The 23,456-nt window shown below is 64.0% G+C and carries 26 protein-coding genes; 17 read left to right on the plus strand and 9 right to left on the minus strand.

From position 1 onward, the window contains the following. Positions 1 to 79 precede the first annotated feature (79 nt). Genes ACKODO_RS10615 through ACKODO_RS10630 form a run of 4 tightly spaced genes read left to right on the plus strand, consistent with a single transcriptional unit; the run spans position 80 to position 2,809 of the window. Positions 80 to 709, plus strand: a complete 630-nt coding sequence (locus ACKODO_RS10615; RefSeq protein WP_408983401.1) for a DUF1285 domain-containing protein — start codon at positions 80 to 82, stop codon at positions 707 to 709. After that, complete coding sequence (locus ACKODO_RS10620) at positions 702 to 1,373, plus strand: CoA pyrophosphatase (protein WP_408983402.1); 672 nt, start codon at positions 702 to 704, stop codon at positions 1,371 to 1,373. The genes ACKODO_RS10615 and ACKODO_RS10620 overlap by 8 nt, the downstream gene beginning before the upstream one ends. Positions 1,374 to 1,388: 15 nt before the next feature. Next, on the plus strand, positions 1,389 to 1,652 hold the full coding sequence (locus ACKODO_RS10625) for a DUF6111 family protein (protein ID WP_408983403.1): 264 nt from the start codon (positions 1,389 to 1,391) through the stop codon (positions 1,650 to 1,652). Further along, on the plus strand, positions 1,652 to 2,809 hold the full coding sequence (locus tag ACKODO_RS10630) for a CCA tRNA nucleotidyltransferase (protein ID WP_408983404.1): 1,158 nt from the start codon (positions 1,652 to 1,654) through the stop codon (positions 2,807 to 2,809). The genes ACKODO_RS10625 and ACKODO_RS10630 overlap by 1 nt, the downstream gene beginning before the upstream one ends. Here ACKODO_RS10630 and hemF read toward each other — a convergent pair. Further along, positions 2,806 to 3,702, minus strand: a complete 897-nt coding sequence (hemF, locus tag ACKODO_RS10635; protein ID WP_408983405.1) for an oxygen-dependent coproporphyrinogen oxidase — start codon at positions 3,700 to 3,702, stop codon at positions 2,806 to 2,808. The two genes, ACKODO_RS10630 and hemF, sit on opposite strands and share 4 nt — an antisense overlap. Before the next feature lie 23 nt (positions 3,703 to 3,725). After that, complete coding sequence (locus ACKODO_RS10640) at positions 3,726 to 4,274, minus strand: tRNA (cytidine(34)-2'-O)-methyltransferase (RefSeq protein ID WP_408983406.1); 549 nt, start codon at positions 4,272 to 4,274, stop codon at positions 3,726 to 3,728. A gap of 304 nt (positions 4,275 to 4,578) precedes the next feature. On the opposite strand from ACKODO_RS10640, the gene petA reads away from it, so the two are divergent. From petA to ACKODO_RS10660, 4 genes are all read left to right on the plus strand, one after another. Continuing rightward, positions 4,579 to 5,118 carry a ubiquinol-cytochrome c reductase iron-sulfur subunit gene (gene petA / locus ACKODO_RS10645; RefSeq protein ID WP_408983434.1) on the plus strand — a complete coding sequence of 180 codons (540 nt, stop codon included), beginning with the start codon at positions 4,579 to 4,581 and terminating at the stop codon, positions 5,116 to 5,118. Between the two features lie 23 nt (positions 5,119 to 5,141). Further along, positions 5,142 to 6,446: a cytochrome b gene (locus ACKODO_RS10650; protein WP_408983407.1), complete on the plus strand. Its 1,305-nt coding sequence runs from the start codon at positions 5,142 to 5,144 to the stop codon at positions 6,444 to 6,446. Between the two features lie 27 nt (positions 6,447 to 6,473). Beyond that, the gene (locus tag ACKODO_RS10655) at positions 6,474 to 7,358 is read left to right on the plus strand and encodes a cytochrome c1 (RefSeq protein WP_408983408.1); all 885 of its coding nucleotides are present in this window, start codon (positions 6,474 to 6,476) and stop codon (positions 7,356 to 7,358) included. Between the two features lie 86 nt (positions 7,359 to 7,444). Further along, a complete protein-coding gene (locus tag ACKODO_RS10660; protein WP_408983409.1) occupies positions 7,445 to 8,002 on the plus strand; it encodes an adenine phosphoribosyltransferase in 558 nt (185 codons plus the stop codon). A 42-nt stretch (positions 8,003 to 8,044) separates the two neighbouring features. Here the strand turns inward: ACKODO_RS10660 and ACKODO_RS10665 are convergent, their stop codons facing one another. The 4 genes from ACKODO_RS10665 to ACKODO_RS10680 form a co-directional block, all read right to left on the minus strand. Then, positions 8,045 to 9,127, minus strand: a complete 1,083-nt coding sequence (locus tag ACKODO_RS10665) for a MaoC/PaaZ C-terminal domain-containing protein (protein WP_408983410.1) — start codon at positions 9,125 to 9,127, stop codon at positions 8,045 to 8,047. 286 nt (positions 9,128 to 9,413) lie between these two features. Then, positions 9,414 to 10,511 (minus strand): redox-regulated ATPase YchF, encoded by a 1,098-nt coding sequence (ychF, locus tag ACKODO_RS10670; RefSeq protein ID WP_408983411.1) that lies wholly within the window; start codon positions 10,509 to 10,511, stop codon positions 9,414 to 9,416. A gap of 61 nt (positions 10,512 to 10,572) precedes the next feature. Further along, positions 10,573 to 11,214 carry an aminoacyl-tRNA hydrolase gene (gene pth, locus ACKODO_RS10675; RefSeq protein ID WP_408983412.1) on the minus strand — a complete coding sequence of 214 codons (642 nt, stop codon included), beginning with the start codon at positions 11,212 to 11,214 and terminating at the stop codon, positions 10,573 to 10,575. Positions 11,215 to 11,388: 174 nt separating this feature from the next. Then, positions 11,389 to 11,970 (minus strand): 50S ribosomal protein L25/general stress protein Ctc, encoded by a 582-nt coding sequence (locus ACKODO_RS10680; RefSeq protein WP_408983413.1) that lies wholly within the window; start codon positions 11,968 to 11,970, stop codon positions 11,389 to 11,391. 517 nt (positions 11,971 to 12,487) lie between these two features. Between ACKODO_RS10680 and ACKODO_RS10685 the strand changes: the two genes are divergently transcribed. Together ACKODO_RS10685 and ACKODO_RS10690 are read left to right on the plus strand one after the other, a co-directional pair. Then, a complete protein-coding gene (locus ACKODO_RS10685; RefSeq protein WP_408983414.1) occupies positions 12,488 to 14,161 on the plus strand; it encodes a methyl-accepting chemotaxis protein in 1,674 nt (557 codons plus the stop codon). Positions 14,162 to 14,261: 100 nt separating this feature from the next. Then, a complete protein-coding gene (locus ACKODO_RS10690) occupies positions 14,262 to 14,708 on the plus strand; it encodes a GNAT family N-acetyltransferase (protein ID WP_408983415.1) in 447 nt (148 codons plus the stop codon). A 13-nt stretch (positions 14,709 to 14,721) separates the two neighbouring features. Here ACKODO_RS10690 and ACKODO_RS10695 read toward each other — a convergent pair whose 3' ends face one another. Next, a complete protein-coding gene (locus ACKODO_RS10695; RefSeq protein WP_408983416.1) occupies positions 14,722 to 15,663 on the minus strand; it encodes a ribose-phosphate pyrophosphokinase in 942 nt (313 codons plus the stop codon). Between the two features lie 137 nt (positions 15,664 to 15,800). Next, positions 15,801 to 16,328 (minus strand): hypothetical protein, encoded by a 528-nt coding sequence (locus tag ACKODO_RS10700; RefSeq protein ID WP_408983417.1) that lies wholly within the window; start codon positions 16,326 to 16,328, stop codon positions 15,801 to 15,803. Between the two features lie 149 nt (positions 16,329 to 16,477). Between ACKODO_RS10700 and uvrC the strand changes: the two genes are divergently transcribed. The 5 genes from uvrC to ACKODO_RS10725 all read left to right on the plus strand — a co-directional run bounded on the left by uvrC (position 16,478) and on the right by ACKODO_RS10725 (position 20,884). After that, positions 16,478 to 18,484 (plus strand): excinuclease ABC subunit UvrC, encoded by a 2,007-nt coding sequence (gene uvrC / locus ACKODO_RS10705; protein ID WP_408983435.1) that lies wholly within the window; start codon positions 16,478 to 16,480, stop codon positions 18,482 to 18,484. A 72-nt stretch (positions 18,485 to 18,556) separates the two neighbouring features. Continuing rightward, positions 18,557 to 19,156: a CDP-diacylglycerol--glycerol-3-phosphate 3-phosphatidyltransferase gene (pgsA, locus tag ACKODO_RS10710; protein ID WP_408983418.1), complete on the plus strand. Its 600-nt coding sequence runs from the start codon at positions 18,557 to 18,559 to the stop codon at positions 19,154 to 19,156. A gap of 32 nt (positions 19,157 to 19,188) precedes the next feature. Further along, on the plus strand, positions 19,189 to 19,440 hold the full coding sequence (gene moaD / locus ACKODO_RS10715; RefSeq protein WP_408983419.1) for a molybdopterin converting factor subunit 1: 252 nt from the start codon (positions 19,189 to 19,191) through the stop codon (positions 19,438 to 19,440). Positions 19,441 to 19,443: 3 nt separating this feature from the next. Continuing rightward, positions 19,444 to 19,899, plus strand: coding sequence for a molybdenum cofactor biosynthesis protein MoaE (locus tag ACKODO_RS10720; RefSeq protein ID WP_408983420.1), 456 nt, complete (start codon positions 19,444 to 19,446; stop codon positions 19,897 to 19,899). 175 nt (positions 19,900 to 20,074) lie between these two features. After that, positions 20,075 to 20,884, plus strand: a complete 810-nt coding sequence (locus tag ACKODO_RS10725; protein WP_408983421.1) for a response regulator — start codon at positions 20,075 to 20,077, stop codon at positions 20,882 to 20,884. Positions 20,885 to 20,927: 43 nt separating this feature from the next. Here the strand turns inward: ACKODO_RS10725 and ACKODO_RS10730 are convergent, their stop codons facing one another. Next, positions 20,928 to 21,815: a branched-chain amino acid aminotransferase gene (locus tag ACKODO_RS10730; RefSeq protein WP_408983422.1), complete on the minus strand. Its 888-nt coding sequence runs from the start codon at positions 21,813 to 21,815 to the stop codon at positions 20,928 to 20,930. 270 nt (positions 21,816 to 22,085) lie between these two features. Here ACKODO_RS10730 and ACKODO_RS10735 point away from each other — a divergent pair, with 270 nt between their 5' ends. Beyond that, positions 22,086 to 22,586, plus strand: a complete 501-nt coding sequence (locus tag ACKODO_RS10735; RefSeq protein ID WP_408983423.1) for a MarR family winged helix-turn-helix transcriptional regulator — start codon at positions 22,086 to 22,088, stop codon at positions 22,584 to 22,586. Positions 22,587 to 22,632: 46 nt separating this feature from the next. Further along, a complete protein-coding gene (locus ACKODO_RS10740) occupies positions 22,633 to 23,346 on the plus strand; it encodes a response regulator (protein ID WP_408983424.1) in 714 nt (237 codons plus the stop codon). Positions 23,347 to 23,456 lie beyond the last annotated feature (110 nt).

The following is a 23,456-nucleotide window of genomic DNA, read 5'->3' on the forward strand; positions in this document are numbered from 1 at the left end:
CAGTCGAACGTCCGATCATGGCGAGGCTGTGGCGGGTCTTTGCGTTTCGGCCTTCTGCGCCTACATCAAGAGGGAAGGAATGGTCGAAGCCAATGGCTGCACCCAAGAGATCGCCGGAATGAGCCTTCCCGCGCTGCCGCCGCATTTTCTGGAATTCGCCGAGGCCAATGCCGGGCGGAAGGTGCCGCCCGTGGAGAAATGGAACCCCGCCTATTGCGGCGAAATCGACATGCGCATCGCGGCGGATGGCCGCTGGTTCTACCAGGGCGGCCCCATCAACCGGCTGCCCCTGGTGAAGCTCTTCGCCTCCATCCTGCGGAAAGATGCCGGGCGTCATGTGCTGGTGACGCCCGTGGAGCGCGTGGGCATCCGGGTGGATGATGCGCCCTTCATCGCAGTGGAGATGGAAGAGAGCAGGACCCCCGAAGGCCCGGCTCTCGTCTTCCGCACCAATCTCGACGAGATCGTGGTGGCGGGCGCGGAACATCCCATGTGCCTCACGCTGGCGGCCGATGGTGGCTTCAAGCCTTATATCCGGGTGCGCGGCGATCTCTGGGCGCTGGCAACGCGCAGGATTGCGCAGGAGCTTGCGGAACGTCTGGAGGAAACCGACAAGGGATTTGTGCTCCGCTCCGCCGGGGTTGATTTTGCATTACCGCCGGAAAACGCACCATCCGGGCCTGGCCCCGCCAAGGATCGCCATGGTTGATTTCGCGCTCGATGATTCCTTCACCGCGCCGTTGCCGCCCGAATTGCGGGAGGTCGAGCCGTTTTGCCTCCGCGCCCGGTCCAGGCTCTTTCCCGGTCCGCTGGATCCCGCTCAGGATTGGGAGCAGTTCGGCTGTCACAAGATCGCGGGCTTTCCGCCCGAGCCGGAATTCCTGGCGAAGGCCAGCCCGGCGGCGGTGCTGGTGCCCGTGGTGCGGCGCGAGCATGGCCTCTCGATCGTGCTGACGGAACGGGCGGCGAATCTCTCCACCCATGCCGGGCAGGTGGCCTTTCCCGGCGGGCGCGTCGAGCCCGGCGAGAATGCCGCCCAGGCCGCCTTGCGCGAGGCGCAGGAGGAAATCGGTCTTGCGCCCTCGCATGTGGAGCCGCTGGGCTATCTGCCGCCCTATTTCTCCGGTTCGGGTTATCGCGTGCAGCCGCTCGTGGCCGTGCTCGTGCCGGGCACGGAATTCACCGCGAATGTGAATGAGGTGGCGCGGCTTTTCGAGGTGCCGCTCGCCCATGCGCTTGACACGCGGCGCTACCGGCGCGGCGAAACATTCTGGCGTGGACAGGAGCGAAGCTTCTTCATCCTCGATTACCCCGATGCCTATATCTGGGGTGTGACAGCGGGAATCATGCGCAGTTTCGCGGATCGTTTCTGACAACCGGGTGAGGGTATGGCTCGCATTCTTTTCGAGATCGGCGGATTTTTCTTTATGCCATTTCTGGCCTATGCCGCGTTTCTCATGTGGCAGGGGCGAAATCCGCAGGCAGCGAAACAGATATTCGAGCGCAAGGCGCTGCTGATTCAGACGCTGATCGGCCTCGTGCTGATGGCGCTCGTGGTGCTGTTCATCGGTTTCACCGATGAGGTTCATCAGGGGGCCTATCGCCCGGCGGTCTTCAAGGATGGCAAGCTCGTGCCGGGGACCATCGAGTGATGCCGGAAGCCGTCTCGGCGCGCCTTCAGGGGCTTCTCGCCGAGCCGGGTGCGGCAGCGATCCTCTCGGCTTTTTCGGAAGCCGGGGAAGAGGCGCGCATCATCGGCGGGGCCGTGCGCAACGCGCTGCTTGGCACGGATTTCGCCGATCTCGACATCGCGACCACCGCGCTTCCCCGGCGCACCGCCGAGATCGCCGAGGGAAAGGGCTGGAAGGCCGTGCCGACGGGAATCGCGCATGGAACGATCACGATCGTCATTTCCGGCAAGCCTTACGAGGTGACGACCCTCCGGGAGGATGTCGCCACCGATGGCCGCCGTGCCGAGGTGCGGTTCGGCCGCGATTTCCGCATGGATGCAGCGCGGCGCGATTTCACCATCAACGCCATGGCCGTATCGGCCGATGGACGATTGCACGATTTCTTCGACGGTCTCGTCGATCTCGAAAGCCGTCGCGTGCGCTTCATCGGCGATCCCGGGCAGCGCCTAAGGGAGGACTACCTCCGCGCCCTGCGCTTCCTGCGCTTTTCCGCCAGCCATGCCGAGGGGCCACTCGATGCGCCGGGCCTCGCGGCCTGTTCCCGCCATCGCGAGGGCTTCGCGCGGCTCTCCCGCGAGCGTATCCGCACCGAGGTTCTGAAGCTGATCGTCGCGCCGCGCGCGCTTGCGGTGATGCGGGAAGCGGATGCGCTGGGGCTTCTCACGGATCTCGTAGGCCTCAAGCCGGATTTGCAGCGTTTCGCGCAGGTCGCAGCGCGCGAGAAGACGCCGGATGCGGTGACGCGCCTCTTCGCGCTCTATGGCGATCAGGCGAAGGCGGCGCGGGAGGCCCTGCGTCTCTCCAACCGCGAATTCGCGCTCATTCAAGCATTGGGCGGTGCACTGCAGATGCTCGAAGCGGGTGCCGCGCCGGAACTCGTGGCCTATCGCTTCCGGGAAGCGCTCTCGCGCCTGCCCGCCCTCTGGCCTGCGATCGCCGATTGGCCGGAGCCGCCGGTCTTCCACCTCAAGGGGGAGGACCTCCTGAAGGCGGGCCTGCCCGCGGGGCCGAGGATCGGCGAGGCCCTCAAGGCCATCGAGGCGCGCTGGATCGCCGCCGGCTTTCCCGCTTCGCGCAATGATCAGCTCGCGCTGATGCAGGCGGAACGCGCGGGTTAGGGCCACCTCACGCGGGGCGGCATGGAAGACAGGATCGATTCGATGTTCCCGCCGGTCTTCAGCCCGAACAGGGTCCCGCGATCCCAGAGCAGGTTGAACTCCACGTAGCGGCCGCGCTGCACCTCCTGCTGGAAGCGCTGCTCCTCGCTCCAGGGCTTGTCGATGTTACCCAGGAGGATCGCGAGATAGGTCGAGAGGAACGCCTCACCCACGCCGCGCGTGAAGGCGAAATCGGCCTCCCATTCCTCCGAGAGGTAATCGTAGAAGATGCCCCCGATGCCGCGCGGTTCATCCCTATGCTTCAGGTGGAAATATTCGTCGCACCACGTCTTGTAGCGTGAATGATCGCGGCCGTGGGCCAGGCACGCCGCGCGCATCCCCTCGTGGAAGGCAACCGAATCCGGGTCCTGCTGCACGCGGCGTGCCGCAAGAACGGGCGTGAGATCCGCGCCACCGCCGAACCAGGCTTTCGAAGTCACGACAAAGCGGGTGTTCATGTGAACGGTCGGCGCATTCGGGTTCCAGGGATGCGCGATGAGCGATATGCCGCAGGCGGAAAAGCGCGGATCGGTATCCGCTCCGGGGATCTGGCTGGCGAATTCAGGCGCGAATTGCCCGTGGACATGGCTGAAATGCACGCCGCATTTCTCGAAGACGCGGCCCCGCATCATGCCCATGCGGCCGCCGCCGCCAGGCGAGCCATCGTGGTTCTTCCGCTCCCAGGGCTTGAATTCCGGCTGGCCCGGCCCGCCGGCCTCGTCGAAAAACGGGCCTTTCGCCTCCGCCTCCACGGTCGCGAAGGCCGCAAGGATTTTCTGCTGCAGGCTGCCGAACCAATCGGCGGCGCGGCCGATGCGCGCTTGCGTTTCGGGCTGGTCAAGAAGAGCGCTCATGCGGAACTTTCAGGCGAACAATGTCAAGGCGATGGAACGTCAAGACCTCCAGTTGTCGCCATTGGCGGGAAGAGGTCAAGCTGCCGCATGGCTTCGGCGACCAGAATGCCGCCGGCCACCGCCACGTTCAGCGAGCGCAGCCCCGGCCGCAGCGGGATCGCCAGCCGCGCATCGGCCGCTTCATGAACATGGTCGGGCACGCCCGCGCTCTCGCGGCCGAGCAGGAGGATGTCACCGGGAGAGAACCGGAAATGGTGATGCGCGACATCGGCTCTCGTGGTCGCGAGCACCAGTCGATGGGCGCGCGCTCGCCGCCATTCCTCGAAATGACCGAAGGAGAGATGCCGTTCGGGCCTGAGGGCATGAAGGTAGTCGAGGCCCGCGCGCCTCAGGTTGCGGTCGCTCGCGTCAAATCCGGCCGGTTCGATCAGGTCCATGGGCAGGCCGAGACAGGCGCAGAGGCGCATCAGCGTGCCGGCATTCTGGGGAATGTCGGGTTCGTAGAGCGCGAGCCGCAGCGGAGCCTGCGGATCGGAGGCGGATGGAGGGCAAAGGGAGCGGATATCGACCATGGTCTAGCCCGCAAAGCATGGGGTTGGGGTATGGACAAGTGGCTTGCGGAGTGCCATGGAGCCACGGACTTTTGAACCGTTCCGATCGGAAGGCTCCATCAGGGGTGCCAGGATCGTGCTTTCGGCTTTTTGGCGACTTCTGGTCGCATTGAAAACCGGGCGCACGCGTCATTTGTCAGGGATCAATTTCCACAATCCCGGACAATGTTCAGCGTGAAAAACGGCTGTGGGATATCGCAAGGCGAGCCGGTGACAAGGGCGCGCCCCGCGAGAAGGAAGGATGAAGGACGTGGCTGACAACACGATGAAGGCTCCCGGCGCGAGCGACCCGAATCGCCGTGATTTTCTTCTTCTGGCGACCGGTGCCGCTGGCGCCGTGGCCGTGGGTGGTATCGCCTGGCCGCTGATCTCGCAGATGAATCCTGATGCTTCCACCGTTGCGGCCGGTGCCCCGGTCGAGGTGGATCTCGCGCCGATCGGCGAGGGCAAGGCCATCACCTTGAAATGGCGCGGCAAGCCGATTTTCGTGCGGCACCGCACAGCGCAGGAAATCGCGGAAGCCAGGAAGGATGACAACGCCGCCCTGCCGGACAGGCAGGCCGATTCCGCGCGCGTCCGCGCCTTCGACGGCAAGCCGCAGGAGCAGTGGATCGTCGTCTACGGCAACTGCACGCATCTGGGCTGCGTGCCGATCGGGTTCTCGGGCGAGTATAATGGCTGGTACTGCCCGTGCCATGGCTCGCATTACGACAATTCGGGCCGCATCCGCAGAGGTCCGGCACCTCGCAACCTCGACATTCCGGAATTCGCCTTCCTGTCGGCGTCCAAGATCCGCATCGGCTGAACGAACAAGGGTGAGTGACAATCATGGGTGAGCATCATTCCACCTACGTGCCGAAGACCGGCATCGAACGCTGGGTCGACGCGCGTCTGCCGATCGTGCGGCTCATGCACGATTCCGCGGTTTCCTACCCGGTTCCGCGCAACCTGAACTATTTCTGGACCTTCGGCGGCATCCTCATGCTCATGCTGGTGTCGCAGATCATCACCGGCATCGTGCTGGCGATGCACTACACGCCGCATGTGGACTACGCCTTCCAGTCCGTCGAGCACATCATGCGAGACGTGAACTATGGGTGGCTGGTGCGCTATGCGCATTCCAACGGCGCTTCGATGTTCTTTGTCGCGGTTTACATCCATATCTTTCGCGGCATGTATTACGGCTCCTACAAGGCACCGCGCGAACTGCTCTGGATCCTCGGCGTGGTGATCTTCCTCCTCATGATGGCGACCGCCTTCATGGGTTACGTTCTGCCATGGGGCCAGATGTCCTTCTGGGGCGCGACCGTCATCACGAACCTGTTCTCGGCCATTCCGATTGTGGGCGAGTCGATCGTGACCTGGCTGTGGGGCGGCTACTCGGTCGACAACCCGACGCTGAACCGCTTCTTCGCGCTGCATTATCTCCTGCCGTTCATGATTTTCGGCGTGGTGATCCTGCATGTCTGGGCGCTGCATCATGTGGGCCAGAACAACCCGTCGGGCGTGGAAGTGAAGAACTACGCGAAGGACACCGTGCCCTTCACCCCCTATGCCACCGTGAAGGACCTCTTCGCGATGGTCTGCTTCCTGATGGTCTTCGCGTGGTTCGTGTTCTTCCACCCGAATTTCCTCGGCCATGCCGATAACTACATCCCGGCTGATCCGCTGAAGACCCCAGCGCATATCGTGCCCGAATGGTATTTCCTGCCCTTCTACGGCATCCTGCGTGCGGTTCCCGACAAGCTCGGCGGCGTGCTCGCCATGTTTGCCTCCATCGCGCTGCTGGCTTTCCTGCCTTGGCTCGATACCTCGAAGGTGAAGTCGGGTGCCTATCGGCCTGCCTTCAAGATCTTCTTCTGGGTCTTCGTGGTGGTCTGCCTGTTCCTTGGCTATGCCGGCTCGCAACCGACGGACAAGGCCGTGCTGACGCTTGGTGGCCGCGTGGTGCTGGACATGGTCGGCTTCGGCCAGATCCTGACCATCTACTACTTCGCGCATTTCCTGGTGATCCTGCCGCTGCTGGGGCTTTTCGAGAAGCCGCTGCTTCTGCCGGCTTCCATCGCGGATTCGGTCCTGGCCTCCACCGGCCATGGCCACCCCGCGGGCGCGCACGCCTCGCCCGAAAAGTAAGCGTGGCAGGCCAGAAGGATTGAACCGATGACAATCGCCTCCCGTATCCTCGCCGCTGCCATCGTCGCGGGTTCCAGCCTGGCTCTCGCGGGCCCGACCCTCGCGGCTGGTGGCGCCGAGAAGCCCCCGCGCCAGACCTGGTCGTTCTATGGTCCGTTCGGCACCTTCGACAAGGCGCAGCTGCAGCGCGGCTTCAAGGTCTATCGTGAGGTCTGCGCGGCCTGCCATGGCCTCTCGAAGCTCTCCTTCCGCAACCTCTCCGAGCCGGGTGGCCCCGGCTTCACGGAAGGCCAGGTGAAGGCGCTTGCCGCCGAGTACAAGGTGAAGGATGGCCCCAACGAGCAGGGCGAGATGTTCGAGCGGCCCGGGCGGCCTTCGGATCGCTTCCCGAAGCCTTTCCCGAACGATGAGGCCGCGAAGGCAGCGAATAACGGTGCCGTGCCGCCGGATTTCTCGGTGATCGCCAAGGCACGTTCCTATGAGCGCGGCTTTCCGATCTATATCTTTGATATCTTCACCCAGTATCAGCAGCAGGGTGTGGATTACCTGACTGCATTGCTGCTCGGATACGAGCCGCCGCCTCCCGGCGTGAAGGTGGAAGACGGCCTGCATTGGAACCGTTACTTCCCGGGCAACAAGATCGCGATGGCCAATCCGCTCGCCGCCGTTTTCGACGATGCCGGAAAGCCCCATGATCCGAATTTCTATTCGGATGGCACGCCGGTAACCAAGCTGCAGGTCGCGAAGGACGTCTCGGCCTTCCTGATGTGGGCGGCAGAGCCCAAGATGGAAGAGCGCAAGCGCACGGGCGTGAAGGTCATGCTCTGGCTTGTGCTGCTTGCAGGGCTGCTCTTCATGCTGAAGAAGCGCATCTGGTCGCGTCTCGATGACGCGCCCGCCAAGGCGCATTGATCGCGCGCCCGGATTCGGCAAGGAATCAGGGGGCTGCGGCCCCCTTTTTCGTGGGGCGTCGGCGTATCAATTGGGGGGGGCAGGCCATGACGAAGGCAGGCAAGGGCTTGGATCATGACGATCTTCGCGCGGCCATCCGCACGATCCACGATTATCCGAAACCGGGCATCTCGTTCCGCGATATTTCCACCCTTCTCGGCAATCCGCGCGCCTTCCGCCGGGCAGTGGATGAGCTCGTGCATCCCTATGCTGGTGCGGGGATCTCGAAGGTCGCAGGGATCGAGGCGCGCGGCTTCATCCTTGGCGGTGCCATCGCGCACCAGCTTTCCTGCGGCTTCGTGCCCATCCGCAAGAAGGGCAAGCTACCGCACGCGACCGTTTCGATATCCTACAGCCTGGAATACGGCACCGACACAATGGAAATGCATGTCGACGCGGTGGCGAAGGGCGAGCGGGTGATCCTCGTCGATGATCTCATCGCGACCGGCGGCACCGCGAGCGCTGCCGTGCAATTGCTGCAGAAGCTGGGGGCGGAGGTGGTCGCGGCCTGCTTCGTGATCGACCTGCCGGAACTGGGCGGCGCGGACAAGATCCGCGCTTTGGGTGTGCCCGTACGCACGCTGATCGGCTTCGAGGGGCACTGACCCTGGAGCGACAGGGCATCCAGCCGCGGGATCATGCCGGCTTCATGCTTCGGCTTCCCAGAGCACGATGCCGGTGAAGGCGAAGACCAGTTCACCGCGCTGGTTGATGCCGAAATTCCGGTGCTGCGCAATGCCCCAGCCCGGTTTCGAGGCTGATTTCCGCCCCTCGATGAAGCGGGAACCATAGGTGATGCGATCGCCCGCCAGCACGGGACGCAGCCACAGGAGATCGCGAAAGCCGGGCGAGGGGCCAAGCTTCGGCACGAAGCGCCCCGACTTGGCTTCGTTCGCCCAGAATGTCACGATCGCGCGCATCCAGTTCGACGCGATATGCCAGCCCGAGGCCGAAAGGCCGCCGAAATGCGTCGCGCGGCCCGCCTCCTCGCTCAAATGGAAATCCTGAGGATCGAAATCACGTGCAAAGGATTTGATGCTTTCGGGTGTGAATTCAATCGTGCCAAAGCGCAAGGTGAGGCCCGCTTCCATCGCGCCGATTCGGCCCATGGGCGGGTTCGGCGCATCGGGAAAGGCGAGGTTTTCGCGCGGGGGTGGCGGGATTTCCAAGCCCTCCGGCGGCGGCACGGGCGATCTCGCGTCGCGCCGCGCGAACATGATCAGGTTTTCCTGCCGCAACACAGGCGTGCCGTGCTGGTTCGTCACCGTGAAGCGGAAATTGACAAAGCCGCGATCCGGCTTGCTGGCCGATGCTTTCCGACCCAGCACCTCGAAGCTTCCGCTAAGCGTGTCGCCGGGGCGCACCGGCGCGGCCCAATCGAGCCGGGACACGCCCGGTGATCCCAGCCCCTGCTTTGCGGGCAACAGGAAATTGTCGGCCATGAGACGCATGTTGAGCGAGGCCGTGTGCCAGCCCGAGGCGATCAGCCCTCCGGTCATCCGCGCCTGTTCGGAAGCGGGGTCGGTATGCATCGGCTGCGCATCATATTGCCTCGCGAAGCGAAGGATCTCCACCTCGCTCACGGTCAAGGAACCGTAGGCCTGCTGCTCGCCGACCCGAAAATCCTCGAAAAAGCGCATGGTCTCACCCGGCTGGCTCCATATCCCGCCGAGGCAGGACTGGGATCGGACATCCCGCGCCAGCGGGAAGAATGGCTTATAATCGGCCACCCGTCGCCGCAGCGCAAGCGAGGCCGAGGGTCATGAGGGTCAGGAAGCCCACGCTTTTAACCAGGACATCCTTCATGCCAGCGGGCGCCATCTGGGCCCAGGTCATCAGGAAAACAAGAGGAAAAAGAACCAGATAAAGAGAACGCCAACACACCGCCCGAACGCGTATCGTCAAAGCCGACATCGACAAGCCTCCGTTTCGATCCCCCTTGGAGGTTAAGACTAAGGTTGTATCCGTAAACGGCAAGTCAAGAACGCGATCATCCGCCTCGCTCGGCATGAGGGCTCAGTTTGCGAAGCGGAAATGCAACACGTCGCCATCGGCCACTTCGTAATCCTTGCCTTCGAGGCGGAACTTGCCAGCTTCGCGCGCGCCGGCCTCACCCTTTTGCGCGATGTAATCGGCATAGGCGATGGTTTCGGCGCGGATGAACCCCTTCTCGAAATCCGTGTGGATCACGCCGGCGGCCGCCGGAGCCCTGGTTCCGGCCGTAATCGTCCAGGCGCGCGCTTCCTTCGGGCCGACCGTGAAATAGGTGAGGAGGCCCAGCAGCGCATAGCCCTCGCGGATGACGCGGTTGAGGCCCGGCTCCTCCAGGCCGATGGCCTCGAGATATTCCTTCTGCTCGTCGAGCGGCAGCACTGCGACCTCGCTCTCGATCTTTGCCGAGACGACGACCGCGCGCGCCCCTTCCTGCTTCGCGCGTTCAAAGACACGCGCCGAGAAGCCATTGCCCTTGTCCGCCGAGCCTTCCTCGACATTGCAGACATAGAGAACCGGCTTCGATGTCAGCAGGCCGAGCATGCGGAAGGCACGCTCCTCGCCCGCCTTCACTTCGACGAGGCGCGCAGGCTTACCCTCGCGCAGCAGGGTGAGCGAGCGGCTCATCAGGTCGAAAGCCTCTTTCGCTTCCTTGTCGCCGCCCTTCGCCTTCTTCTCGATGGCGACGATGCGTTTCTCGAGGCTGTCGAGATCGGCGAGCATCAACTCGGTCTCGATGGTCTCGATATCGGCCAGGGGGTCGATCTTGCCCTCGACATGGGTGATGTCGCTGTCCTCGAAGCAGCGCACGACATGGGCGATGGCATCGACCTCGCGGATATTGGCGAGGAACTGGTTTCCGAGGCCTTCGCCGCGCGAGGCGCCGCGTACGAGGCCCGCGATATCCACGAAGGTGAGGCGGGTCGGGATGATCTCCCTCGAGTTGGCAATCGCCGCGAGCGCGTCAAGCCGCGGATCCGGCACGGCGACATCGCCCACATTCGGCTCGATGGTGCAGAAAGGGTAATTCGCGGCCTGCGCGGCGGCGGTCTGCGTGAGCGCGTTGAAAAGGGTGGACTTGCCGACATTCGGCAGCCCCACGATGCCCATCTTGAAACCCATGATGTCCGTTCCGTGCGGTAGGCGGCCGCGCCGCCGAAATTTTTGAAGTTGCGCTGCTTTTTCAGCGAGGTTCCTCGCCCTGTCCAGCCTTTTTCGCTTGTTCAGCCTCGCGCGGGGTCTTCGCCTCGGCATGGCCCGCCTTTTCCGTCGCGACATGCACGCGGTTGGCGAAGAGCGCGTCATTCTGGCCGAGCAGCGCGGCATGGCTGGCGATTGCCGCGCAGAGATGCTCCAGCCAGGGCTGCTCGGCCTTGGCGAAATCATTCAGCACATAGGCATGCACCAGAGCCTTGTCGCCCGGATGGCCGATGCCGAGCCGAACGCGGGCGTAATCATTGCCGCAATGGGCGGAAATCGAACGCAGGCCGTTATGGCCTGCAATGCCGCCGCCGGTCTTGACCCGCAGCTTGCCTGCCGGGAGATCGAGTTCATCATGCAGCACATGGAGCGCCGAGAGCGGCAGCTTGTAGAAATCCATCGCGGCGCGCACGGCCCGGCCGCTCTCGTTCATGAAGGTCTGCGGCTTCAGGAGCAGGGCCTTCTCGCCTTCGAGCGTCACCTCGGCGACCTCGCCTTGAAAGCGCGCGCGCCAGGGTGCCGCGCGGTGTGCCTTCGCGATCGCGTCGAGCGCCATGAAGCCGATATTGTGCCGGTTTCCGGCATATTTGGCACCGGGATTGCCGAGGCCGACCAGGAGCCGCATCGCAACGCCTTCCAGAGGAGGTTGTGTTCGCATGCTTTTCGCGTTTTTTCCGGCTTCCACCCAATCGCAGCCTGTTCCAGACATGGAACGGGCCGGATCGCTCTTCGCGAACCCGGCCCGAAAAGGATGGGTGCCGGCGCTGTCGCGCCGGTAAGGGCTCAGGCCTCTGAGGGCTCAGGCCTCTTCCTTCGCCGTGCCGGTGATGGTGACGAGGGTGAGGTCCTTCTCGCCGCCAGCGGGCATCCTGGCGCCAGCGGGAAGCGTGACCGACGAGATATGGATCGAATCCCCGATCCTGGACTTCGACACGTCGACCGTGATGGCCTCGGGGATCGCATCGGCCGGAACGATCAGCTCCACGGCGTGGCGAACGAGGTTCAGCGAGCCGCCGCCTTTCAGGCCCGGCGAGACTTCCTGGCCCGTGATGTGGACCGGGATCTCAACGCGCACGGTCGAGCCTTCCGCGAGGCGGAGGAAGTCGACATGGATCGGAAAATCGCGCACGCGATCGAGCTGGTAGTCGCGCGGGATGGCGCGGACCTTCTTGCCGTCGACGTCGATTTCGAAAACCGTCGTCAGGAAATGGCCGGCATAGATCAGCTTGTTCGTCTCTTTGTATTCGAGCGAGATGGCGATCGGCGGCTGGCCGGCACCGTAGATGACGGCCGGAACACGGCCTTCCTTACGGATTGCACGGGCGGCCCCCTTGCCAACCCCCTCGCGGGTCTTCGCCGCGAGCTGCTTCAGAGAAGCCATGGTGTTTCTCCAACAAAAATGTCCCGCCGGGCGGCCTTGGGGCCCCCTTTGCGGGAACGGATGGGCCCGCGACCTCCAGGGGTGTCAGCGCGGATGAGCGGGGCTATAGGGGAATTGGTCCGAAAGGGCAAGAATGAGCGCGCAAGAAGCAACGCGGGTTCCGGCAAGGCGTCGTTCCTTCCGGCTGTTACCGGCCCGGCGCGCGTCCGAGGAGCGTTGGATTCCGCGCAATTTCAATTTTCCTGCCTGCAAGACCCCGGCAATGGATGCCGAAGGCGGGGGCGGGGCTGGGTCGGCAAGCGCCAGGCAGGCCGGTTGTTGCGGGCAAGACGCTGAAATCTGGACAGGTTGGTCCAATCTTGGTGCCCTGGCCGGGTTTCTGGAGTTCCGGCCGCAGCAGGGCCCGGCCAGGTTCCGCCCGGACATGAGCCCTCTGTCGGCCATCTCTTTCGATCTTCGTTAACGTTTTCGGTGTCTAACCGAATTTCAGCGGGACAAAGACAGGAATTTTGCCGTCATGCGCCTCAATCTCGCATTCAAGCTGGTGCTCCCGGTTGCGTTTCTGGCGCTGATCGCGGCAGCCCTCGCAGGGCTGAGCTACTCTGTTCTCGAACAGGGTCGCGACCTTTCCCGGCATGCGGGCGCGGCGCACCAGAAGGCGTTCCTCGCCTCCGAGATCCGGGCGACCAGCCGCGCCGTGCAGCGCGACCTGCTGAACCTCGTGCTGGACCAGAATTCCGATAGCCGGCGCGCCATGGCGGAGAATGTCGACCGCCGCATCAAGGCCCTTCAGGATCTCTCTGCACGCTTCCTGCCGACGCTCGGCGATGCGGATCGCGCTATTCTCGTGAATTTCGATGCCCTGGGCCAGCAGGTCATCCAGGCCTTTGGTGCCGTGCGGCAACAGGCGGTGGCCGGGCAGCCGGATCTGGCCTACCAGACCTTCACACGAGACGTCCGGGTTCGCGAACGCGCGATGAGCGCGGTAATCGATCCGTTCCTCGTGGAGATGGAACGGCAGTCCCACAGCCTCACGCACGCCGTTCAGGAGCAGGCGGTCTGGGCCGAACGCATCTCGATCGTGCTTTCCTTCATCGGCATTCTCACGGGACTGGGCCTCGCATTGGCCGCCATTTTCCTCTGGGCGGTGCGCCCCTTGCGCGCCATGACCGGCGCGATGACGAAGCTCGTCGATCGCCAGTGGCAGACAGAGGTGCCCGGAACGACGCGCAAGGACGAGATCGGCGACATGGCGAAGGCGCTTCTCGTCTTCCGCGACAATGGGATCGAGGCGGATCGTCTCGCGGCGGCGTCCGAGGCGGATGAGCTCGCCCGCGAGCAGCGCCGGCAGCGTCTCGAGGCGGCGATCGCGGAGTTTGAATCCCGCGCCGGCATGGTCATGTCCACCGTGGTATCCGCTTCTTCCGAATTGCAGGCCGCGGCGGAAAGCCTCGCCGGATCGGCTGAGGAAACCCTGCAGCAGAGCAATTCGGTTGCCCAATCCGCAGAGGCGGCCACAGGGAATGTGCAGAGCGTCGCGGCGGCGGGCGAGGAGCTTTCCGCCTCCATCAGCGAGATCCTGCGGCAGGCGCGGCAATCCTCGGAGATCGCCACGGACGCCGTGCATGCCGCCGGCACCACAGACGAGAAGATCCAGCAGCTTTCCCAGGCCGCGGACAAGATCGGCAGCGTGATCGAACTCATCCAGGGCATCGCCTCGCAGACCAACCTGCTTGCGCTGAACGCCACCATCGAGGCGGCGCGGGCGGGCGAGGCGGGCCGCGGCTTCGCGGTTGTCGCCAACGAGGTGAAGGACCTCGCGGGCCAGACCACCCGCGCGACGAATGAAATCGCCGCGACGATCGCCGGCATCCAGGATGTCACCAACGGCACGATCGAGGCGATGCGGGGCATCGGTCGGAAAATCGAGAAGATCCACGCAATCGCGCAGGAAATTGCCGGCTCGGTGGAAGAGCAGGGCCGCGCGACCTCAGAGATCGCGCAGAGCGTGCAACTCGCGGCCCGTGGCACGACGCATGTCTCGGGCAACATCCTTCACGTGAACGAGGCGGCCACGAATACCGGCGCGGCATCGGCTCAGGTGATGAGCGCCGCGCGTGACCTCGCCGAACAGGCCGAGACCCTGCGATCCGAGATGGACAAGTTCCTGATCTCCGCCCGCGCGGCCTGATCATGCCCCGATCAGCAAGATCCGGCCGGTTCAGGCTGCCGGCTCTTGCCTTTCCCCGGCCCGATCGGCGACAAGGGTATCCCAGCCCACGGACCTGATCATGACACCGAGTGACATCACCATCCGCGAAGCCCGATCGGACACGGATTATTACCGGGCCTACCCGACCATCCGCCAGCTGATCCCCCAGCTCGACATGCAGACCTATGCCCGTCGCGTCTTCGTGGCGCGGGCCACGGGCTATCGCATGTTCATCGCGGAAAGCGGCGAAGAACTCATCGGCGTCATCGGCATGGTGCCCAACCACAACATCCACGATGGCTTCGTGACCTATATCGAGCATGTCGTGGTGGACCAGAAGCATCGCGGCAAGGGCTATGGCCGGCTGCTGATCGAGTTCGCCGAGCAGCGCGCACTGGAGGATGGGTGCAACCTCGTCCAGCTCGATACGGAGGAGGGCGCGGGCGTGGACCAGCTCTATCTGAAGAACGGGTATCGCCGCACAGGCTCGTATTTCTCGAAGGATCTGGGTCCGCGTTCCGGCTGAACGCGCGACAGGATCAATCGAAGAGCGTCGAGACGCTTTCCTCGCCCGCCGTGCGCTTGATCGCCTCGCCGAGCAGCGAGCCAACGGAAATCACGCGGATATTCTTCGCCACGCGCACGGCTTCCGTGGGCTGGATGGTGTCGGTCAGCACGAGTTCGTTGATCTTGGAAGCCGTGATGCGCGCGACCGCGCCGCCCGAAAGAACGCCGTGGGTGATGTAGGCGCGCACATCGCTCGCGCCCTTTTCCATCAAAGCATCCGCAGCGTTGCAGAGCGTGCCGCCCGAATCGACGATGTCGTCGACCAGAATGCAATGTTGCCCTTCGACGTCGCCGACGATGTTCATCACTTCCGATTCGCCAGCGCGCGGGCGACGCTTGTCGACGATGGCGATCGGCGCGTTGATGCGGTTGGCAAGCGCGCGGGCGCGCACGACGCCGCCCACATCGGGCGAAACCACGGTCACCTTCGAGGTATCGAGGCGTTCCTTGATGTCCTTCACCATCACCGGCGCGGCATAGAGATTGTCCACCGGGATATCGAAGAAGCCCTGGATCTGCCCGGCATGAAGATCGAGCGTCAGCACGCGATCCGCACCTGCGCGCGTGATGAGATTAGCCACGAGCTTCGCGGAAATGGGCGTGCGCGCGGCGGATTTCCGATCCTGACGGGCATAGCCGAAATAGGGCACCACCGCCGTGATGCGCTTGGCCGAGGAGCGGCGCAGCGCATCGATGATGATGAGCAGTTCCATCAGGTGGTCGTTGGTCGGTGCCGAGGTCGATTGCAGGATGAACACATCCTCGCCGCGCACGTTCTCCTGAATCTCGACGAAAATCTCCATGTCAGCAAAGCGCCGAACCTGGCACTTCGTCAGCGGCTGCTGGAGATAGGCCGCAATGGCTTCCGCGAGCGGGCGATTCGCATTGCCCGCCACGAGCTTGATCTTGTCCATGGGGAAGCCTCCTCGTCTGTCGTGCTGCTAGCGCGACTGGCGCCGCGTTTCAACATGACATGCGCGGGACGTTCACGACTCGGTGCAAAATCGGCGTCGAAAAAAGTGAATCTGCGCCAAGGGCTTGGCCGAAAGGATTATGGGCTGTCCTCGCCTGCAGCCGCCACCTCGCCTGCCGCGCCCGGCTGGCGCGTGAGCTGGCGGGTCAGATCGTCGAGACTCGCGGCGGCGACCCGGCGCATCGCGCCATCATCAAGGCCAGCCCAGCCCGGAGCCTGGGCAGGCACCATGCCCGATACGCGATGGGTGCGCGTGCGACCATCGACCGAGGTCTGCAGCACATAGGAGATCGCCGGGCGGCCATCCGTTCCGGTGAAGCTGTCGAGATAGGCCTTGAGGCGCGTGGTCGCGACCGGCGCATTCGCTTCCGCCATCACGAAGCCGCGGCTGCGTGCCTCCTGCGCGAAAATGGCTGCAAAGCGCTGACCCTGCTCGTCGGAGGGGCCGGAGACACCGAGGATCACGATGGTTGCCGCTTCGGGACGAAGGGACGCGAGATTGGCCGTCGCCGTCATCCGCGGCCCATTGCAGGCTGCAAGGCCCAGAGCGAGGCCGAGGGCAAGCGTCAGGCGCGAAGCCGGGAGGGAGGGGAAATGCCGAACCATGTCACCGCCGGAAATTGGTCAACGGTTTCTTAACGCTGCCTGGCCGGTATGCAAAGCCGGTCCTCCGGCCGAAGACAACCGTGGTTAATATCGGCTCAGGGCGTTTGCTCAACCTTTGCGGAATCACGCCGAACGCCTATGTCTCGGGCATGACCAGCCGCAAGATCATCGATGGGGGAACGACCTTCGAGGATGACGACCTCGAAGAGGATGAGGCGTTGGCCTCGTCAGGCCCGGATTACCATCCGCCGGAAGTGATGCTCGACCTGGCCGATCTGCCGCGCCGGCTCGCGACCGGCATGGCCGTGATCCGCGCCTTCTGGGAGACCTTGCCGGGTTCGCCGGGTGTCTACCGGATGATCTCGGTCACCGATGAAGTGCTCTATGTCGGCAAGGCGCGGAACCTGAAGGCGCGGGTCTCATCCTATGCGCGGGGCGATGCGCCGAACAACCGCATCTCCCGGATGATCGCCGAGACGGCGCAGATGGAGTTCGTGACCACCACGACGGAAGCCGAGGCGCTTCTCTTGGAAACGAACCTCATCAAGCAGTTGAAGCCCCGCTATAACGTGCTGATGCGGGATGACAAATCCTTCCCGTTCATCCTCATCACGGGCGATCACCAAGCCCCGCAGATCACCAAGCATCGCGGCGCGCGCAACCGCAAGGGACGCTATTTCGGGCCCTTTGCCTCGGCTGGCGCGGTCAATCGCACGCTGAACACGCTGCAACGCGCCTTCCTGCTGCGTTCCTGCGCTGATTCGGTTTACGAGAACCGCTCGCGGCCCTGCCTGCTTTTCCAGATCAAGCGCTGCGCGGCGCCCTGCACCGGTGAAATCTCGCGCGAAGGCTATGCGGCGCTCGTGCGCGAGGCCAGCGATTTCCTCGACGGCAAGAGCCAGGCCATTCGCCAGCACCTCGCATCGGCAATGCAGGCGGCCTCCGAAGCCATGGAATTCGAGACCGCCGCGCGCTACCGTGATCGCCTCGCGGCGATTTCCGCGATCTCGGCCCAGCAGGGCGTGAACACGAGCGAGGTCGCGGAGGCGGATGTCTTCGCGATCCATGCCGAGGCCGGGCAGTTCTGCGTGGAAGTGTTCTTCTTCCGCACCTTCCAGAACTGGGGCAACCGGGCCTTTTTCCCGCGCGCCGACCGCGCGATGGAGCCGGCGGAAGTGCTCGGCGCCTTCCTCGCGCAATTCTATGACGAGCGCCCCGCGCCCCGCCTCGTGCTGCTCTCCGAGATGATCGAGGATCTCGCGCTGCTGGCCGAGGCGCTCTCGGCGCGGGCGGGCCACAGGGTCGAGATCGCCACGCCCCGGCGCGGCGAAAAGCGCGATCTCGTCGAACATGCGCTGACCAATGCGAAAGAGGCGCTGAGCCGGCGCCTCAACGAAAGCGCCAGCCATGAGAAGCTTCTCGCGACCCTCGCGCAGGCCTTCGATCTGGCTTCACCGCCGCGGCGCATCGATGTCTTCGACAACTCCCACATTTCCGGCACCAATGCCGTCGGCGCGATGATCGTCGCGGGCCCGCGCGGGTTCTCGAAAACACATTACCGGACCTATAACATCCAATCGACCGAGATGACCCCCGGCGACGATTTCGGCATGATGCGCGAGGTGATGCAGCGGCGTTTCGCACGGCTCCTCAAGGAATCCCCGCGCGACGAGAAGCCGGACGATCCCGAGGCCTTGCCTGCCTGGCCCGATCTGGTGCTGATCGATGGTGGCAAGGGCCAGCTCGAGGCCGTGCGCGGCGTGCTCGCCGGATTGGGCATCACCGATCTGCCGCTCGTGGGTGTCGCCAAGGGGCCGGACCGCGACGCCGGCCGCGAGCAATTCGTGATGCCCGGCCGCGAGCCTTTCCGCCTTCCGCCGCGTGACCCCACGCTCTACTTCATCCAGCGCCTCAGGGATGAAGCGCACAGGTTCGCCATTGGGACGCATCGCGCCCGGCGCAAGAAGGCGCTCACCGCCAATCCGCTGGACGAGATCAGCGGGATCGGGCCGCGCCGGAAGCGGGCGCTTCTCCTGCATTTCGGCACGGCGAAGGCGGTGAGCCGCGCCTCCTATGACGATCTTGCCCGCGTGCCGGGCATCAACGAGGCCACGGCCAGGCTGGTTTATGATCACTTCCACGAAGGTGGGCGCTGACGCGGTTGAGGCCACGAAATTTTCGGCCCCGCAAGGCTTGACCCGCTCTGCTCCGGCATGGTGCTAAGAGACATGCCGCCTCGGAAGCTTCGACCGTTCTCGCTGCCCAACGTGCTCACCTATGGGCGCATCCTGGCCATTCCCGTGGTGGTGGGCCTGCTTTTCTGGCCGGGCGATCCGAGCATGCGCTGGTGGGCGCTGGCGATCTATGCGCTCGCGGGCATCACGGATTACCTTGATGGCTATCTCGCACGGCTCTACCAGGAGCAATCCTCGCTCGGCCGCATGCTCGATCCCATCGCCGACAAGCTGCTGGTTGCCGCGTGCCTGCTGATGCTGGTGGCCGATGGCACGATCCGTTCCTGGTCGATCTGGGCCGCGATCGTCATCCTCAGCCGTGAAATCCTCGTCTCGGGCCTGCGCGAATATCTCGCGGAACTGAAGGTCTCCGTGCCGGTCTCGCGCCTTGCGAAATGGAAGACCGCGATGCAACTCTTTTGCCTCGGCTTCCTCATTGCCGGGCCGGCGGGCGACGCCTTCCTGCCCGCCGACTGGACGCGTCTTATCGGCCTGTTCCTTCTCTGGGTCGCCGCGGTGCTGACACTCATCACCGGCTACGATTACATGAAGGCCTCGATTCGCCATCTGGTCGAGGAAGACAGCGCGTCCTAGATCAAGCTGGATATCACCGCCGGAAGGACGCCATGAAGGTTCTGTATTTCGCTTGGTTGCGCGAACGCATCGGAAAGGCGGAGGAGGAGATCACCTTCCCGCCCGGCACCCGAACAGCTGGCGAGGCGATGTCGCATCTGGCCTCGCTTGGCGAGGAATATGCCTATGCGTTCGAGAATCCCTCGATCATCCGCATTGCGCTCGATCGCAAGCATGTGCCGCATGATTGCCCTCTCGGCGCCGCGCGCGAACTTGCCTTCTTCCCGCCGATGACCGGGGGCTGAGCCATGGTCGTCCCGTTGATCCGTGTGCAGGCTGAACCCTTTGATGCCGCAGCGGAATCGCGTCGCATCACGCAAGGCCGGACGGATATCGGCGCGGTCGTCACCTTCACGGGGCTTTGCCGCAGCGAAGGGGGCAGTCTCGCGGCGCTCGAGCTTGAGCATTACCCCGGCATGGCTGAGGAAGAACTCCTGCGAGTGGCTGGTGAAGCGTTGTCGCGTTGGCCGTTGCAGGGCGTCACCATCCTCCATCGCTACGGCAGAATTGCGCCGGGCGAGGATATCGTGCTGGTGGTCACCGCCTCGGCTCATCGGCGCGCGGCGTTCGAATCGGCTGATTTTCTGATGGATTACCTCAAGACCCGCGCGCCGTTCTGGAAAAAAGAGCACACCGTCTGCGGTGAACCGGGCGGCTGGGTGGCGGCCAAGACCGCGGATGATCAGGCAGCAGGCCGCTGGTGACGTCGCATCCTGCCGGCTTCAGATCACTCGATGGCCGAAGTTAACGCAATTTTGTAACCTGAGGTTGTAGCCTTGTTCCTGTCCAGACACTGGCTCGGGAATGGAGGCTTACTCTATGCACCTCAGCGACGATCTTCCGCCCGCCAAAGCTTCTGCAAGGCCGCTGCGAATTCTGGTGGTCGATGATTCGGTGGTGATTCGCGGCACGATCCGCGCGGCCCTCGACAAGCTCGAGCGCCCGCTGACAGTGATCGAAGCGGCCGCTGGCGACGAAGCGCTGGCGATCATGCGGCAATCGCAGGTGAACATGATCTTCTGCGACATCCAGTTGCCGGGCATTTCCGGCCTCGAAGCGCTGGCCTATGCCTTCGCCACGCAGGAGCACCCACCTTTCATGGTGCTGATGTCGTCGCTCGATGCGGGGGCCGTGCGCGAGGTTGGCCGCAAGCTGCGTGTCTATGAATTCCTGCAAAAGCCTTTCCGCATCTCCGACGTGCTGAACGCGGTCGCGGCCTATGATCGGCTCTCGACCCTCAGCAATGCGCTGGTGGTCGATGACAGCTCGACCGCGCGCAAGCTGATGCGCCGCATTCTCGAGCGGTCGCAGTTCCGGCTGGACATCCAGGAGGCCGAGAGCGGCGCGGAGGCGGTGAAGCTCGCGGGCGTGACGGACTTTGAAGTGATTTTCCTCGATGCGAACATGCCGGGCATGAATGGCCCTGAAACGGCGGGGCACCTGCTGCGGGCCAATGCGCGCACGCAGATCGTCATGGTCTCCACCGAGCAGCAGTTGGAGCTGATCCGCTCCTCGCAATATGCAGGTGCCTTCGCCTTCCTGACCAAGCCTTTCCAGTCGTCCGACGTGAATGCGGTGCTCCACTCGGCTTTCTCGATCCGCGCGCCGAGCCTGGCGCTGCCGACGCATGCCATCTTCTCGGATGTCGAAAGCGCGAATGGAGGAGTGGAAAGGCGTGCCACTCCCTAATCCGGTGTTCCGAAAGTCCGGTGTTCCGAACGTCGGGGGCGCTTCAGTTCGCGCCCACCTCGGTCACATAATCCTCCATCAGCGTGCGGCTGATGTTGCCCGGCGTGAAGCGATAAGGGCCGATCTCGGCCACCGGCGTCACTTCCGCAGCCGAACCCGTGATGAAGCACTCGACGAAGCTCGGCAGTTCATCCGGCATGATGCGGCGCTCGATCACCTCGAAGCCGCGGCGCTTGGCGAGGTCGATCACCGTGCGGCGGGTGATGCCATCGAGAAAGCAATCGGCAAGCGGGGTGTGGATCGCGCCATCCTTCGTGAAGAAGATGTTGGCACCCGTGCATTCCGCCACGCGCCCCTGCCAGTCGAGCATCATCGCATCGGCATAGCCGCGCTTCTCGGCGCGATGCTTGGAGAGCGTGCAGATCATGTAGAGGCCGGCGGCCTTGGCGTGAACCGGCGCGCAGGCCGGATCAGGGCGGCGATATTCCGCGATGTCGAGCCTGATGCCCTTCATCTTGATCGCCGGGTCGAACATCGACGGCCAGTTCCAGGTGGCGACGGCCACATGGATGCGGTTGTGCTGGGCTGAAACCGCCATCATTTCCGAGCCGCGGAAAGCCACTGGACGCACATACTGGTCACCGCCGCCATTGAGCTCGACGATCTGGCGCTTGGCTTCCTCGATCTCCTCGATGGAATAGGGGATCACCATGTCCATGATCCTGGCCGAGGCGATCAGGCGCTCGGAATGCTCGCGGCTCTTGAAGATCTTGCCCTTGTAGGCGCGCTCGCCCTCGAAAACCGACGAACCATAATGCAAGCCATGGGTGAGGACATGGACCTTCGCATCCTGCCAGGGCAGAACTTCGCCGTTCATCCAGATGAAGCCCTCGCGTTTGTCGAACGGGATGATGGCAGGGGTGGCAGACATGATCAGTGTTTCCTCGTTGCTCTTGGCGTGATCCGGATGCTTCTCGGGGCTTTGTCCGAATCTTGAAATATTATTACGCCAATCGCTTTGGTATACCAGAGCCTATGGGTGAGTTTGCCTTCCTTGCTCACAAGAAAGCCCGGTCACGAACTTTCATTGCGCGGAAGACGTCTTGACGGGTAACAATCCGTCTGAAATATGTCAATAACATTGACATAATTTCTCGCGCCGGCGCCGTTATCCCCGGCTCTTGCGCGCCTGACGGACATCATGGCCCAATCCTTCCAGCGAAAACTGGCCATCGCCGAGCCCGCGCCGCCTGGCGAAGGCCCGGATTTCGAGCTGATCGAGCTGCTTTTCTTCGCCTATCGCGATTTCGTCGGCGAACCGGATCGGCTGCTTGAAAAGCACGGTTTCGGCCGCGCGCATCATCGCGTGCTGCATTTCGTGAACCGCAACGAGGGGCTGACCGTGGCGGAGCTGCTGGAGATCCTCGAGATCACCAAGCAAAGCCTCGCGCGCGTCCTGAAGGATCTCGTGAGCGGCGAGTTCATCGAGCAGCGCGCCGGCACGGAGGATCGTCGTCAGCGCCGGCTCTATCTGACCGAGCGGGGAAAGGCGCTGGCCGAGGCGCTTGTGCGGATGCAGGGGCGGCGCATCGCGCGGGCGATTGCCAAGGCCGATCCGGCCGCGCGGCCCGTGATCGCGCGATTTCTCGCCGAACTGATCGACCCCGAGCGGCCGCTTCCGGCATCGCCGGACAAGGCCTGAGCGGCCGGCTTTATTTGCGCCCCCGATCCGTCGCATAATCCCGTTCATGCGCAAGGCCCCGGTTTCCGACGAATCGCCCCACATCCTCGTCGTGGATGACGATGACCGCATCCGCACCCTGTTGTCGCGCTTCCTCGCGGAGCATGGCTATCGCGTCTCCACCGCCGACAATGCCGGCGAGGCGCGTGCCCGGCTGGCGGGTCTCGTCTTTGATCTCATCGTGCTCGACGTGATGATGCCCGGCGAAAACGGTCTCGATTTCGCGCGCGATCTCAGGAAGACCTCGGCGATCCCCATCCTCATGCTCACGGCACGCGCGGAAATCGAGGACCGGCTCGCCGGCCTGCAATCAGGTGTGGATGATTATCTCACCAAGCCCTTCGATCCGCGCGAACTGCTGCTGCGGATCAGCTCCATCCTGCGGCGCGTGGCCTTGCCGCCGCCCGTGAAGAATGCCGAGGAGCCCGAAAGCGTGCGCTTCGGCCCCTTCGGCTATCACCTTGCGCGCGGCGAATTGCGGCGGGGCGAGGAAATCGTGCGGCTTTCCGAGCGGGAGCGGGAAATCCTGCGGCTGCTCTCGGCCACCAATGGCGAGACCCTGCCCCGCGAGGCGCTGGCGGAAACCGCCAATGCCGCGAATGAGCGCACCATCGATGTGCAGATCAACCGCCTGCGCCGGAAGATCGAGGATGACCCCGGCAATCCCGTCCATCTGCAAACCGTGCGCGGCCTTGGCTACCGGCTGGTGATCGACCGATGAGCCGTCTCGTCAGCGGCCTGCGCTTCGCCTGGTCTGCTCTCCTGTGGCTTCTGGCCAGGCTGCCGCCCATTCTGCGCCTGCTCTGGCGCATCATTGCCGTGCCGCTCGGG

It is taken from the genome of Rhabdaerophilum sp. (genome assembly GCF_046092605.1).
GTDB lineage: Bacteria > Pseudomonadota > Alphaproteobacteria > Rhizobiales > Beijerinckiaceae > Rhabdaerophilum.

Bases quoted from the DNA above. Each gene is read 5' to 3' on its own strand.
- ACKODO_RS10615 (WP_408983401.1), top strand. From the start codon at position 80: ATGGTCGAAGCCAATGGCTGCACCCAAGAGATCGCCGGAATGAGCCTT.
- ACKODO_RS10620 (WP_408983402.1), top strand. From the start codon at position 702: ATGGTTGATTTCGCGCTCGATGATTCCTTCACCGCGCCGTTGCCGCCC.
- ACKODO_RS10625 (WP_408983403.1), top strand. From the start codon at position 1,389: ATGGCTCGCATTCTTTTCGAGATCGGCGGATTTTTCTTTATGCCATTT.
- ACKODO_RS10630 (WP_408983404.1), top strand. From the start codon at position 1,652: ATGCCGGAAGCCGTCTCGGCGCGCCTTCAGGGGCTTCTCGCCGAGCCG.
- hemF (WP_408983405.1), bottom strand. From the start codon at position 3,702: ATGAGCGCTCTTCTTGACCAGCCCGAAACGCAAGCGCGCATCGGCCGC.
- ACKODO_RS10640 (WP_408983406.1), bottom strand. From the start codon at position 4,274: ATGGTCGATATCCGCTCCCTTTGCCCTCCATCCGCCTCCGATCCGCAG.
- petA (WP_408983434.1), top strand. From the start codon at position 4,579: ATGAAGGCTCCCGGCGCGAGCGACCCGAATCGCCGTGATTTTCTTCTT.
- ACKODO_RS10650 (WP_408983407.1), top strand. From the start codon at position 5,142: ATGGGTGAGCATCATTCCACCTACGTGCCGAAGACCGGCATCGAACGC.
- ACKODO_RS10655 (WP_408983408.1), top strand. From the start codon at position 6,474: ATGACAATCGCCTCCCGTATCCTCGCCGCTGCCATCGTCGCGGGTTCC.
- ACKODO_RS10660 (WP_408983409.1), top strand. From the start codon at position 7,445: ATGACGAAGGCAGGCAAGGGCTTGGATCATGACGATCTTCGCGCGGCC.
- ychF (WP_408983411.1), bottom strand. From the start codon at position 10,511: ATGGGTTTCAAGATGGGCATCGTGGGGCTGCCGAATGTCGGCAAGTCC.
- pth (WP_408983412.1), bottom strand. From the start codon at position 11,214: ATGCGGCTCCTGGTCGGCCTCGGCAATCCCGGTGCCAAATATGCCGGA.
- ACKODO_RS10680 (WP_408983413.1), bottom strand. From the start codon at position 11,970: ATGGCTTCTCTGAAGCAGCTCGCGGCGAAGACCCGCGAGGGGGTTGGC.
- ACKODO_RS10685 (WP_408983414.1), top strand. From the start codon at position 12,488: ATGCGCCTCAATCTCGCATTCAAGCTGGTGCTCCCGGTTGCGTTTCTG.
- ACKODO_RS10690 (WP_408983415.1), top strand. From the start codon at position 14,262: ATGACACCGAGTGACATCACCATCCGCGAAGCCCGATCGGACACGGAT.
- ACKODO_RS10695 (WP_408983416.1), bottom strand. From the start codon at position 15,663: ATGGACAAGATCAAGCTCGTGGCGGGCAATGCGAATCGCCCGCTCGCG.
- ACKODO_RS10700 (WP_408983417.1), bottom strand. From the start codon at position 16,328: ATGGTTCGGCATTTCCCCTCCCTCCCGGCTTCGCGCCTGACGCTTGCC.
- uvrC (WP_408983435.1), top strand. From the start codon at position 16,478: ATGACCAGCCGCAAGATCATCGATGGGGGAACGACCTTCGAGGATGAC.
- pgsA (WP_408983418.1), top strand. From the start codon at position 18,557: ATGCCGCCTCGGAAGCTTCGACCGTTCTCGCTGCCCAACGTGCTCACC.
- moaD (WP_408983419.1), top strand. From the start codon at position 19,189: ATGAAGGTTCTGTATTTCGCTTGGTTGCGCGAACGCATCGGAAAGGCG.
- ACKODO_RS10720 (WP_408983420.1), top strand. From the start codon at position 19,444: ATGGTCGTCCCGTTGATCCGTGTGCAGGCTGAACCCTTTGATGCCGCA.
- ACKODO_RS10730 (WP_408983422.1), bottom strand. From the start codon at position 21,815: ATGTCTGCCACCCCTGCCATCATCCCGTTCGACAAACGCGAGGGCTTC.
- ACKODO_RS10735 (WP_408983423.1), top strand. From the start codon at position 22,086: ATGGCCCAATCCTTCCAGCGAAAACTGGCCATCGCCGAGCCCGCGCCG.
- ACKODO_RS10740 (WP_408983424.1), top strand. From the start codon at position 22,633: ATGCGCAAGGCCCCGGTTTCCGACGAATCGCCCCACATCCTCGTCGTG.